Origin of the sequence: Streptosporangium sp. NPDC051022 (assembly GCF_040683035.1) — a bacterium.
Lineage (GTDB): Bacteria > Actinomycetota > Actinomycetes > Streptosporangiales > Streptosporangiaceae > Streptosporangium.
Genome location: NZ_JBFBCF010000060.1, coordinates 1 through 11,504 on the forward strand (window position 1 = coordinate 1; position 11,504 = coordinate 11,504).

Here is an 11,504-nt window from a genome sequence, read left to right on the forward strand (position 1 = left end):
GAGGCCAGCCCGGTGGCGATCGCCGGGGCGCGGCCGTGGATCGAGTGGAACCCGTAGGTGTTCATGTAGTACGGGAACCGCGACGAGCAGCCGATCCCGGACACGAAGACGGTGTTCTCGCGCCGGATGCCGAGTTCGGGCATGAACCCCTGGACCGCGGCCAGGATCGCGTAGTCACCGCAACCGGGACACCAGCGGACCTCCTGGTCGGACTTGAAGTCCCTGGGGGTCTGCCCGGCCCCGGCCCGGGGGACCAGGGACAGGGCGGGGAAAGCCTGACCGGTGTCGGTCACCGGGGCACCGTCCTTTCACGGTCTGAGACCGGCGCCGGAGCGCACGAGTCGATCACGTCCTGGATCACGCCGGCGAGCTCTCCGGCCTTGAACGGAAGCCCGCGGACCTGGTTGTGGCCGATGATGTCGACCAGGAAGCGGGCGCGCAGCAGCAGCGCGAGCTGGCCGAGGTTGATCTCGGGGAGCAGCACCTTGTCGTAGGAGCGCAGCACCTCGCCGGTGTTGGCCGGCAGCGGGTTGAGGTGGCGCAGGTGGGCCTGGGCGACCTTGCCGCCGGACCTCCTGATCCGCCGCACGGCCGCCGCGATCGGCCCGTAGGTCGAGCCCCAGCCGATCACCAGCACCCGGGCGCCGCCGTCGGGGTCGTCGACCTCCAGCGGTGGGATGTCCTGGGCGATCCCGTCGATCTTGGCCTGGCGGAGCCGGACCATCTTGTCGTGGTTGGCGGGGTCGTAGGAGATGTTGCCGGTGCCGTCGGCCTTCTCGATGCCGCCGATCCGGTGCTCCAGGCCCGCGGTGCCCGGGATCGCCCAGGGCCGGGCCAGGGTGACCGGATCACGTTCGTAGGGCAGGAACTCCCGCCCCGGGACCGGAACGGCGTAGGGGACGCGCAGATCGGGCAACTCGGCGGCGGAGGGGATCGCCCAGGGCTCGGAGCCGTTGGCCAGATAGCCGTCGGACAGCAGCATGACCGGCGTGCGGTACTTCACCGCCAGGCGGGCGGCCTCGACGGCCGCGTCGAAGCAGTCGGACGGCGTCGACGGCGCCACGATGGGCAGCGGCGACTCGCCGTTGCGGCCGTACATGGCCATCAGCAGGTCGGTCTGCTCGGTCTTGGTCGGCATGCCGGTGCTCGGGCCCGCCCGCTGCACGTCGACCACGATCAGCGGCAGCTCGGTGGTCACGGCCAGGCCGACGGTCTCGGCCTTCAGCGCCACGCCGGGACCCGAGGTGGTGGTGACGCCCAGGGCCCCGCCGAACGCGGCCCCGAGGGCGGCGCCGACCCCGGCGATCTCGTCCTCGGCCTGGAAGGTGCGCACGCCGAACCGCTTGTGCTTGGACAGCTCGTGCAGGATGTCGGAGGCCGGGGTGATCGGGTAGGACCCCAGGAACAGCGGCAGGCCCGAGCGCACGGAGGCCGTCACCAGACCGTAGGCCAGCGCGGTGTTCCCGGTGACGGTGCGGTAGATGCCCGGAGCCAGCGGGGCGGGCCTGACCTCGTAGCTGACGGAGAAGTCCTCGGTGGTCTCGCCGAAGTTCCAGCCCGCCTGGAGGGCCGCCACGTTGGCCTTGGCGATGTCGGGTCTCCCGGCGAACCTGGTCTCGACGAACCGCACCGTCGCCTCGACGGGCCGGTGATACAGCCAGCTCAGCAGACCGAGGGCGAACATGTTCTTGGCGCGCTCGGCGTCCTTCTTGGACAGGTCGAAGCCCTCCAGCGCCCTGACCGTCAGCGAGGTCAGCGGCACCGGGTGGACCCGCCATCCGGCGAGCGAGTCGTCCTCGAGGGGGCTGGCGCCGTAGCCGACCTTCTGCAGGTTGCGCTTGGTGAACTCGTCGACGTTGACGATGATGCCGGCTCCGCGTGGCAGGTCGCCGAGGTTGGCCTTCAGCGCCGCCGGGTTCATCGCCACCAGCACGTCCGGCGCGTCACCGGGGGTGAGGATGTCGTGGTCGGCGAAGTGCAGCTGGAAACTGGAGACCCCGGGAAGCGTCCCGGCGGGGGCGCGGATCTCGGCGGGGAAGTTGGGCAGCGTCGACAGGTCGTTGCCGAACCCCGCCGTCTCCGCGGTGAAACGATCACCGGTCAGCTGCATGCCGTCGCCGGAGTCCCCGGCGAACCGGATGATGACGCGGTCGAGTTGTTGAACGTGCTTGGTCACAGATCGACCTTCCTTCACAAAAGTATGGTAAGACGTCAGACGTCTTAAATGGAAGAAGGCGACGGAAGTTCCGATACCCTCGGTACGAGTCTTGAGGAGCGAAGTGACCGAGATCTCCAAGACGGCCGACCAGGCCCTGGCCATCCTCACCGCGGTGGTCGAACACGGCCCGATCGGCGCCCAGGACCTCTCCCGGGAGCTGGGCTGCAACCGCACGGTCGCCCACCGGCTGCTCGCCACCCTGCACCGCAGGGGATTCGTCCGCAAACAGGGCAGCCGCTACACCGTCGGCCCCTACCTGCTCCGCCTGGTCCACCAGGCCGGCCCCGCCATGCTGGCCAGAGCCCGGCCGGTCCTGCGCGACCTGGCCGCCCAGCACGGGGAGACGTTCCTGCTGACGGTCGCCGACGGAGACGACGCCGTGGCGGTGGACCAGGCCATCGGAGACCGCCACCCCGTCCGGATCCAGCTGAGCATCGGCGACCGCCACCCGCTGACCGTGGGAGCCAGCGGCAGGGCGATCCTGGCCTTCTCCGGGGACAAACAGGTGACACGGGCGCTCGCCGCCCACGACGACCCCGCCCGCCTCGGCGAGATCCTCGCCGTCGTCAAAGAACTCGGCTACGCCCAGTCCCACGACGAGCTCAACGCCAACGTCTCCGGGATCTCGGTGCCGATCTTCGAAGAGGACGGGCTGGCCCTGGCCAGCCTGACCGCCCTGCTCCCCGCCGACCGGGCGGACAAGGCCGTCGCCCTCGTTCCCGAACTGCGCTCGGCGGCCCGCCTGGTGGAGTCCCTGCTACGAGGATGAGGCGGGCGGCGACGGCGCGAGCGCCTCGTCGATCGCCCGGGAGACGACAGCGGCGTCCCCCACCTCGTGCATCAGCAACAGCGCCAGCCGGGCCAGCACGGCGGGCGTACGCTCCTCGCCGGCCTCCGACAGCCCGTAACAGAGCCGCGTGTAGACCTCGTCGAGTTCCTGAGCGGTGAGTGCCATGACGTCTCCTAAACGGTGGCCAGCCTGACGGCGGCGACGAGCTCATCGGGATCGGCCAGCAGCCAGCGCGCCGACACGTGACCGTCCGGGCGGACCAGGTACACACTCCCCGGCCGCGCGCCGTACATCGAGAACAGCCGCCCGGACGCGTCGTGCGCGGCCGGTACGGCGGGAGCCTCACGGCTGATCACCCGGGCCTCGAAGGGAACGGGCCCCTCGGCCAGCTCCGCCAGCACGGCGCCGAGACCGGGGGAGAGCGTGCCGTCCTCGGTGAAGCACAGCGCGGTGAAATGCGGCCCGAGCAGGCTCGTCAGATGGGTACCGGTTCCCGACAGCACCAGCGGGCACTCCCGGAGAACGTCACCCGGCCGGGGGCCGTCGGCGAACTCCGCCGACCGCTCGGGGAAGGCGTTGAGCGGCGAGTCGTACAGCGGGATCGCCGAGTGCTGACGGGGATCGATCAGCGAGGTGATCCACGGACGCCCCGGCGACAGCGACAGCACCGCGTCCCGCATCAGCCGGAACGGCGCCGTCGGCGGAGCCATGAACTCCGCGCCCTTGGAGGCCAGCCGCAGGTTCTCCCGCGCCGCGTGCACCCGCTCGCCGGAGTAACCGTCCAGCAGGGCCGAAGTCGCGACGCCCCGCACGACCAGGGCCAGCTTCCAGGCGAGGTTGTGCGCGTCGTCAAGGCTGGAGTTCATGCCCCGGACACCGAAGATCGGCACCAGGTGCGCGGCGTCCCCGGCGAACAGCACCCGGCCGTGCCGGTAGTCGTCCAGCGTGACGGCGTGCGCGCGGTACAGGCTCAGCCACACCGGCTCCCACTCCCGGGTGACGCCCATCATCTCCAGGTGACGCTGCACCCGGGGGAGCACGTTCTCCGGCCGCATCGCCTCCTCGGCGTCCTCCTCCGGCCGCAACTGGTAATCGAAACGGACCATGTTGTCGGGCTTGGTGTACATGAGCAGGGTCGAGCCGGGGTTGGACGGCGGGTCGAACCAGCACCTGCGCCCGATCGGGAAACCCTCGGTGTCGATCCGGATGTCGATGATGACGTAACGGCCCTCGTGGGTGGTGCCGTGCATCTCCAGGCCGAGCTCGGCCCTGACGGTACTGCGGCCGCCGTCACAGGCGACCACGTATCCGGCCTCCATGCTGTAGTCGCCCTTGGGGGTGCTCACCGACAGCCGCACACCGTCCGGGCCCGCCTCCAGGCCCGTCAGGCTGTTCTGCCAGCGGACCTCGATGAGATCGGGGTACCGCTCGACCTCGTCCAGAAGGTACTGCTCGACGTAGTTCTGCTGCAGGCTCATCCCCGGCGGATACTTCTGGTCGTCGTCGGTCGGCATGCGCAGGGTGAAGACCTCCTGGTCGCGCAGGAACGTACGCCCGGTGCTCCAGGCGAACCCCTTGGCCAGGACGGGATCGACGACCCCCAGCCGCTCGAAGATCTCCAGGGTCCTGCGCGTGATGGCGCCCGCCCGGCTGCCGCTGCACACCGTGTCGTCGGCCTCCAGGACGACGGACGCCACGCCGTACCTGGCGAGGCCGAGGGCCAGGGCCAGGCCGGTGGGGCCGCCGCCGACGATCGCGACGGGAGCGCCCGGCGCGCCGGGGGAGGGCAGGACCGGGTCGTGGTGCACGTAGTCGAAGTACTCGGCGAACGTGATCTCCATGGATCCCCTTAATGGTCAGACGTCCGACGTAAAAATCTACTCACAGGGGATGAACCGGCACAAGCCTTGACCCGCCTTCCGGCAATGTTCCATAGTTTAACGCCAGTAAGCAAATATGTTCGATAAACGAACAGATGAGGTGCACATGCCGTACTTCACCAGGGTCGGTGACGTCCCCAGAAAACGGTTCTCCCAATTCCGCCGACCCGACGGCGGCCTCTACGCGACCGAAGTCATGGGGGAGGAGGGCTTCTCCTCAGACATGTCCCTCCTCTTCCACAAAAACGCACCAACCGGCATCGCCGCCGTCACCCCCCTCGACCACCAACCCACCCCCCTCCTCGCCAACCGCCCCCTCCTGCCCAGGCTCTTCCACACCTCCCGCCTCAAAACCGGCGGCGACGCCGTACTCGGCAGACACACCCTCGTCGGCAACCAAGACGTCACCGCCTCCTACACCGTCGCCGACACCCCCTCACCCCTCTACCGCAACGCCGTCGGCGACGAACTCACCTACATCCACGAAGGCGAAGCCACCGTCGAAACCGTCTTCGGAACCCTCACCGTCGGCAAAGGCGACTACGTCATCATCCCCACCTCCGCCACCCACCGCTGGATCCCCACCGGTGACACACCCCTACGCCTGCTCACCTTCGAAACCACCGGACACATCCACCCACCCAAGCGCTACCTGACCCGCTACGGCCAGCTCACCCAGGAAGCGCCCTTCTTCGAGCTCGACCTGCGCCGCCCCGACCAGCCCCTCCTCATCGAAGAAGACGACGTCGACGTCCTCGTCAAGAACCGCGACGGACTCACCCGCTACACCATGGAACGACACCCCTTCGACGTCGTCGGCTGGTTCGGCTGCAACTACCCCTTCGCCTTCAACATCGACGACTTCTCACCCATCACCGGAAGCTTCCACCGCCCACCACCCGTCCACCAGACCTTCGAAGCCCCCAACGTGGTCTTCTGCAACTTCGTCCCACGAATGCTCGACTACGACCCCCGAGCCGTCCCCATCCCCTCCTACCACTCCAACGTCGACTCCGACGAATTCCTCTTCTACGCCGAAGGCAACTTCTTCAGCCGCGGCGGCTCAGGCATCGAACGCGGCTCCATCTCCCTCCACCCCGCCGGACACATCCACGGCCCCCAGCCCGGCGCCGTCGAAAAAGCCCTCGAACGCATCGGGCAACGCACCTCCGACTACGCCGTCATGCTCGACACCTTCCGCCCCCTGCACATCGCCGAAAACGCCTTCGACATCGAAGACCCCCGATACATCACCTCCTGGAGCACACGCACATGACCGGACGCGAACTCCTCGCCGTCCCCATGCGCGGCGGCCCCTCCGCCGACGTCCAATCCGGCGTCGCCCGCCGCGCGGGAGTCCTGTGGTGCACCCGCCACCGCGCCGCCACCCGGCCCGGACACACCGCCCTGGTCTTCATCCACCCCTCCTCCAACTTCATGGGCCACTACGCCCTGCAACCCCTCGCCGACCTCGGCGTCGACACCATCGGCATGACCACCCGCTACCTCGGCAACGAATCGGCGCTGATCCTCGAAAACTGCGTCCTCGACATCGCCTCGGTGATCCACCACCTCCGCGCCGAGGGCTACCAGAAGATCATCCTCGTCGGCAACTCCGGCGGCGGCGGCCTCGTCGCCCTCTACCAGAACCAGGCCGAACACCCCACCATCACCGCCGCACCCGGCGGGGGAGGACCCGACCTCACCGCCGCCGGCCTGCCACCGGCCGACGCCCTCGTCATGCTGATGGCCCACCCCGGACGGGCCAGCGTCCTCACCGAGAAACTCGACCCCGCCGTCCTGGACGAAACCGACCCCTTCCAGCGGGACACCGCACTCGACATGTTCGACCCGGGCAACACCCCGCCCTACACCCCCGAATTCCTGCGGGACTACCGCACCGCACAGATCGACCGCAACCGGCGGATCACCACCTGGGCCCGCGAACGCCTCGGCGAACTCCCCGAACTCAGCGCCGGCCGCGTCACCGACCTGCCCTTCACCGTCCACGGCACCATGGCCGACCCCCGCAACCTGGACCTGTCACTGGACCCGTCCGACCGCGCCGCGACCACCCAGTGGGGCGACCCCTACACCGCCAACCTCTCACCGGCCACCCTCGGCCACTTCACCACGCTGCGCTCCTGGCTGAGCCAGTGGAGCTGGGACGAGTCCAACGGCCACGGCCCCGAACGCCTGCGCGGCGTGTCGGTCCCCGTGCACGTGGTGTACGGCACCGCCGACCCCGGGTGCTATCCCGGACACGCCCGCACGCTGTTCGAGGCCGTACCGCACGCCCGCAAGGAACTCACGGCGGTCCACGGCGGCGGCCACTACCTGACCGGCCAGCCCGAGCAGCTCGCCTTCACCTGCCGCCTGCTGAGGGAGTGGGCCGCCACGGTGTGATCTTCCGGCGCCTCCGAGGGCTTTCGCCAAGAGAATTCCTATACCAGACAGAATTGGGTTTCTGTCTGGTATAGGAAGTTTTGTGTTCCTGGTTACTCTCTGTCCGCATCTGTCCTCAGCGGATCCCTCCGGTGGGGAACACGTCCCGCACCCCGGCGTCCTCCTCGCACCGCACCGCCTCCAGCCGGGCCTCGGCCTCGGCGATCCCCGCCCCGACGCCGAGCCCGGCGAAGAGATCGCGGGCCAGGGCCAGCCGGTCCAGGCACCGGCCGCCGCGCCCGTGGACATGATCAAGCTCCGCCAGCCCGCGGAGCATCACGGCCTCGCCGAGCCGGTTGCCCGCCTGGCGGCAGGCCGCCAGCGCGGTCTCGTGGGCCTGTTCGAGCTCGCCCCAGCGTTCCCACAGCACCGTGATGTTGGCCAGCGAGCCGGCCAGTTCCCAGGCCAGCTCGTCCAGGCCGTTGGCGCACGCCTGGGAGACCGCCTCCACCAGGCACGGCAGCTCGCTTTCGAACCACAGGTGGGGGGCGGCCAGGAAGCGGTCGCAGACGTGTGCCGGTGGCGGCCAGCTCGGGGCCCTGCCGCGGATCGGGGTGCACCTGCGTGAGGTCAGCCGGTCGTCGGCCTCGCGGGCCAGGGCCAGCAGGGAGGCCAGGGCGCGGGTGATCGCGGCGCGTGCGCTCTGTTCGCTCTCCTGGGCGGTGGCGTGTTCGCGGGCGTAGAGGCGGACGAGCCGGTGGAAGCGGTAGCGGATGTGGCCGGTGGTGTCGGGGCCGGTGGCCTCCAGCAGGCGCGCGTCGGTGAGGGCGCACAGCAGTTCCTCGGTGGTCTCCATGGAGGATTCCAGGGTGGCGGCGGCCGTCCACACGGTGAAGGAGGGGATGTCGAGCAGGCCGAGGAGGCGGAAGGCGCGCTGGGCGGCGGGGTCGATCCGGCGATGGCCGGCGGCGATGGCGGCCCGGGGGTCGGCGCAGGGCAGGGCGAGTTCGTCCAGGCCGTTGCGGGTGAGGCGTTCGGCGAGGTAGGTGAGTTTCCAGTGCGGCCGGGAGGCGAGGCGGGTGGCCGCGGCGCGCAGGGCCAGTGGCAGGCCGCCGCACAGTTGTGCGAGGTGGGTGGTGGCCTCGGGTTCGGCCAGGGTGCGTTCGTGGCCGAGGACGGTCGTGAGCATGTCCTCGGCTTCCTGGGGGGTCATGACGTCGAGGTCGGTGATGTGGGCGCCGGGGAGGCCGGCCAGTCGTGAGCGGCTGGTGGCGATGACGGTGCAGGTGGGTGAGCCGGGCAGGAGGGGTTTCAGTTGTTCCTGGCCGGTGGCGTTGTCGAGGACGACGAGGATGCGGCGGCCGGCGAGGCGGCAGCGGTACAGGTCGGCTCGTTCGTCGGCGGTCTGCGGGATGGCCGGTTCGGGGATGCCGAGTACGAGCAGGAACCGGGCCAGGATGCGTGCGGGGTCGGCCGGGTGGGGGTCGGTGCCGCGCAGGTCGGCGTAGAGCTGGCCGTCGGGGTAGGTTTCGCTCAGCTGGTGGGCCACGTGGACGGCGAGGGTGGTCTTGCCGGTTCCGGCGGCTCCGGTGATGAGGACGTTTTTGAGGGGGCCGGGGCGGCGGTCGGTCAGTGTGGCGCGCAGTTGGGTGGCGGGTTTCTCGCGTCCGGTGAAGTCGGCGATGTCGGCGGGGAGCATGCTGGGCGGGATGGCGGTGGCGGGCGGGGCGGAGGGGTGGGGGTGGGTGGTTTCCTGCCGGAGGATTCGCAGGTGGGCGGCGCGGAGTTGGGGGCCGGGGTCGATGCCGAGTTCGTCGAGGAGCCGGGTGCGGATGGTCTCGTATGCGGTCAGTGCCTCGGCCTGGGCTCCGGAGGCGGCCAGGGCGAGGATGAGCCATGAGTGGACGGCTTCGTTGAGGTGCTCGGTGGCGGCGACGGCCTGGAGGTGTGGGAGGACTTCGGTGGCGAGGTTCAGGTGGAGTGCGGTTCTGGCGGTTTCGAGCAGGACGGTGATGCGTTCCTGGTCGATGGCGCGGACCCAGGGGTGGCGGTTGGGGGTGTGGTCGAGGTCGGACAGGCAGGGGCCCTGCCACAGGCGCAGGGCGTTGAGGAGTGATTGCAGGGTCTGTCCGGGGGTGGCGGCCTGGCGTGCTTGGGTCACGGCCGTGCGGAAGCACAGGAGGTCGATGTCGCAGCGGTTGTGGTGGATGGCGTAGGCCGGTCCCAGGCCGGTGAGCCAGGAGGGGCCGGGGCGGGTGGGGCCGGGGTTGATGGTGCGGCGCAGGCGTCCGATGTAGGTCTGGACGAGGTTGACCATGGAGTCGGGGGCGTCGTCGCCCCAGAGGGCGTCGATGATCTCCTGGCGGTGGACGGGGGCTCCGGCTTTGAGGAGGAGCAGGCCCAGGACGGTGCGTTGTTTCTTTGAGGTGATCTTTATTTCGGTTTCTCCGCGCCATATTCGGAGGGGTCCCAGAAGGTGGAACCGAATTTCGGCCACATTATCTCCATAAAAGCGATAGAAGGGCCGCAAACACGGAGAGGCGCTGTAAAGGTGCCTGTAAATACGAAAATCATAGTTCTGTGAAGGATGCAAGGCTTAGTGGTCATATGGCCGATTACGGTCAGCGTGCGGAGACCGGCCTCCCGCACGCCGACACCCCGCTGACGGTGCGCTGTACGCACCGGCGCCGGCGCGCCGGCGCGTACAGCGCGGAGGCGGCGGCCCTCCAGCACCGGCGGTCATGGTGGGTGGGTCACAACGAAACGGAGGAGGTACGAGATGAAGAAGATCAAGATCCGTAAGGCCGGCCCGGTCCGTCTGACCGCCGCGGCGTGCTCGATCTACAAGCAGAGCAACTGATCCGGCCGGTGGATGCGCCGGACACGGGTGTCTCACCCCCGGCGCATCCACCGCCCCGGTCCCGCCCCCACCCGCCCCAGACGCCTCGAAGGGCTGCCCGGTGACCGAAACAGAGGCCGCGAACGACGGAGCGGCCGTCCGCCACGCCCCCGACCGGCCACTGACGCTCCACCCGCTGGTGTACCTGCCGGACGGGGAGGAGGTGACGGTGGGCAGGCCGGACACCGACTCCTACGGGGTCTTCCCGCCGGACGGGGCCGAACTGGTGCGCAGGCTTCAGGAGGGCATGCCGCCCCGGGAGGCCGCCGCCTGGTACGGCGCGCGCTACCACGAGAGCGTCGACATCGACGACCTGATCGCCGCCCTGGAGGAGCTGGGCTTCGTCCGCCACGACCAGGACGCCGAGCGGCCCCCGGCCGGCGGCGGCACCGGCAGCGCCGGTGGCACCGTCCGCTGGCAGCGGCTCGGCGCGGCCGTCTTCTCCGTCCCCGCCTGGATCTGCTACGCGGTCGTCGTCGGATGGGCGCTGATCGCGATGGCGCGGCGGCCGGACCTGGTGCCGAACTACCAGCACGTGTTCTTCACCGAGTACTACACCGTCGTGCAGGCCGCGCTGTTCGTCGCGGCCGTTCCCCAGCTGCTGCTGCACGAGGGCTTCCACGCGCTGGCGGGGCGCAGGCTCGGCGTGCGCTCACGCCTGCGGATCGGGCGCAGGCTGTACTTCATCGTGCTGGAGACCTCTCTTGACGGCCTGGTGGCGGTGCCCCGGCGCAAGAGGTACCTGCCGATCGTGGCCGGCATGCTGGCCGACGTGGTCGTCATGGCCGCGTTCACCATCGTGGCCGACCTCACCCGCGACCCCGGCGGGGCCTTCTCCTTCACCGGGCGCTTCTGCCTGGCCTTCGCCTTCGCCGTCCTGCTGCGGATCCTGTGGCAGTTCTCCTTCTACCTGCGCACCGACCTGTACGTCCTGGTCTCCACCGCGCTCGGCTGCGTGGACCTGCACACCACGGCCACGCGCCTGCTGCGCAACCGCGTCAACCGGCTGCTCGGCCGCCACGACCGGGTGCTGGACGAGTCGGACTGGCATCCCACCGACCGGCGCGTCGCGCGGTGGTACTCCTGGCTGATCGTCGCCGGCTACGCGGTGAGCCTGTCCACCTTCGTCGTGGCGGTCGTGCCGATGCTGTACCGGATGTTCACCGGGGTGCTCAGCCGCTTCACGGGACAGGGCGCGACCTGGCCGCAACTGCTGGACTCGGTGGTCTTCTCCGGATTCATCCTGCTGCAGCTCGCCGTCCTGTCCGTCCTGGCGCTGCGCGACCGGCGCCGCGCCCGGCGGCAGCGGTTCACGCACGTCATCACCTGAAA

Annotated in this window: 8 protein-coding genes and 1 pseudogene; 4 read left to right on the top strand and 5 right to left on the bottom strand. The window is 69.8% G+C overall.

All coding sequences use genetic code 11. The features are described from left to right. Positions 1 to 263 (bottom strand): annotated as a pseudogene (locus AB0N02_RS46230) (2-oxoacid:ferredoxin oxidoreductase subunit beta); the annotation flags it as partial. A 26-nt stretch (positions 264 to 289) separates the two neighbouring features. Further along, positions 290 to 2,176 (bottom strand): 2-oxoacid:acceptor oxidoreductase subunit alpha, encoded by a 1,887-nt coding sequence (locus tag AB0N02_RS46235; RefSeq protein ID WP_363961351.1) that lies wholly within the window; start codon positions 2,174 to 2,176, stop codon positions 290 to 292. A 103-nt stretch (positions 2,177 to 2,279) separates the two neighbouring features. Here AB0N02_RS46235 and AB0N02_RS46240 point away from each other — a divergent pair, with 103 nt between their 5' ends. Then, on the top strand, positions 2,280 to 2,987 hold the full coding sequence (locus AB0N02_RS46240; RefSeq protein WP_363961353.1) for a helix-turn-helix domain-containing protein: 708 nt from the start codon (positions 2,280 to 2,282) through the stop codon (positions 2,985 to 2,987). Here AB0N02_RS46240 and AB0N02_RS46245 read toward each other — a convergent pair. Both AB0N02_RS46245 and AB0N02_RS46250 read right to left on the bottom strand, forming a co-directional pair. After that, positions 2,976 to 3,173 carry a DUF2783 domain-containing protein gene (locus tag AB0N02_RS46245; protein ID WP_363961355.1) on the bottom strand — a complete coding sequence of 66 codons (198 nt, stop codon included), beginning with the start codon at positions 3,171 to 3,173 and terminating at the stop codon, positions 2,976 to 2,978. The genes AB0N02_RS46240 and AB0N02_RS46245 overlap by 12 nt on opposite strands. 8 nt (positions 3,174 to 3,181) lie before the next feature. Then, the gene (locus tag AB0N02_RS46250; protein ID WP_363961357.1) at positions 3,182 to 4,849 is read right to left on the bottom strand and encodes an FAD-dependent monooxygenase; all 1,668 of its coding nucleotides are present in this window, start codon (positions 4,847 to 4,849) and stop codon (positions 3,182 to 3,184) included. Between the two features lie 145 nt (positions 4,850 to 4,994). Between AB0N02_RS46250 and AB0N02_RS46255 the strand changes: the two genes are divergently transcribed. Both AB0N02_RS46255 and AB0N02_RS46260 read left to right on the top strand, forming a co-directional pair. Next, positions 4,995 to 6,164, top strand: a complete 1,170-nt coding sequence (locus AB0N02_RS46255; RefSeq protein WP_363961359.1) for a cupin domain-containing protein — start codon at positions 4,995 to 4,997, stop codon at positions 6,162 to 6,164. Further along, on the top strand, positions 6,161 to 7,294 hold the full coding sequence (locus tag AB0N02_RS46260; protein ID WP_363961361.1) for an alpha/beta hydrolase: 1,134 nt from the start codon (positions 6,161 to 6,163) through the stop codon (positions 7,292 to 7,294). Before AB0N02_RS46255 ends, AB0N02_RS46260 begins: the two co-directional genes overlap by 4 nt. A gap of 115 nt (positions 7,295 to 7,409) precedes the next feature. On the opposite strand, the gene AB0N02_RS46265 is transcribed toward AB0N02_RS46260, so the two are convergent. Then, positions 7,410 to 9,770, bottom strand: a complete 2,361-nt coding sequence (locus tag AB0N02_RS46265) for an AfsR/SARP family transcriptional regulator (protein ID WP_363961363.1) — start codon at positions 9,768 to 9,770, stop codon at positions 7,410 to 7,412. Positions 9,771 to 10,233: 463 nt separating this feature from the next. On the opposite strand from AB0N02_RS46265, the gene AB0N02_RS46270 reads away from it, so the two are divergent. Further along, on the top strand, positions 10,234 to 11,502 hold the full coding sequence (locus AB0N02_RS46270) for a hypothetical protein (RefSeq protein ID WP_363961365.1): 1,269 nt from the start codon (positions 10,234 to 10,236) through the stop codon (positions 11,500 to 11,502). Positions 11,503 to 11,504 lie beyond the last annotated feature (2 nt).

Bases quoted from the DNA above. Each gene is read 5' to 3' on its own strand.
- AB0N02_RS46250 (WP_363961357.1), bottom strand. From the start codon at position 4,849: ATGGAGATCACGTTCGCCGAGTACTTCGACTACGTGCACCACGACCCG.
- AB0N02_RS46260 (WP_363961361.1), top strand. From the start codon at position 6,161: ATGACCGGACGCGAACTCCTCGCCGTCCCCATGCGCGGCGGCCCCTCC.
- AB0N02_RS46245 (WP_363961355.1), bottom strand. From the start codon at position 3,173: ATGGCACTCACCGCTCAGGAACTCGACGAGGTCTACACGCGGCTCTGT.
- AB0N02_RS46255 (WP_363961359.1), top strand. From the start codon at position 4,995: ATGCCGTACTTCACCAGGGTCGGTGACGTCCCCAGAAAACGGTTCTCC.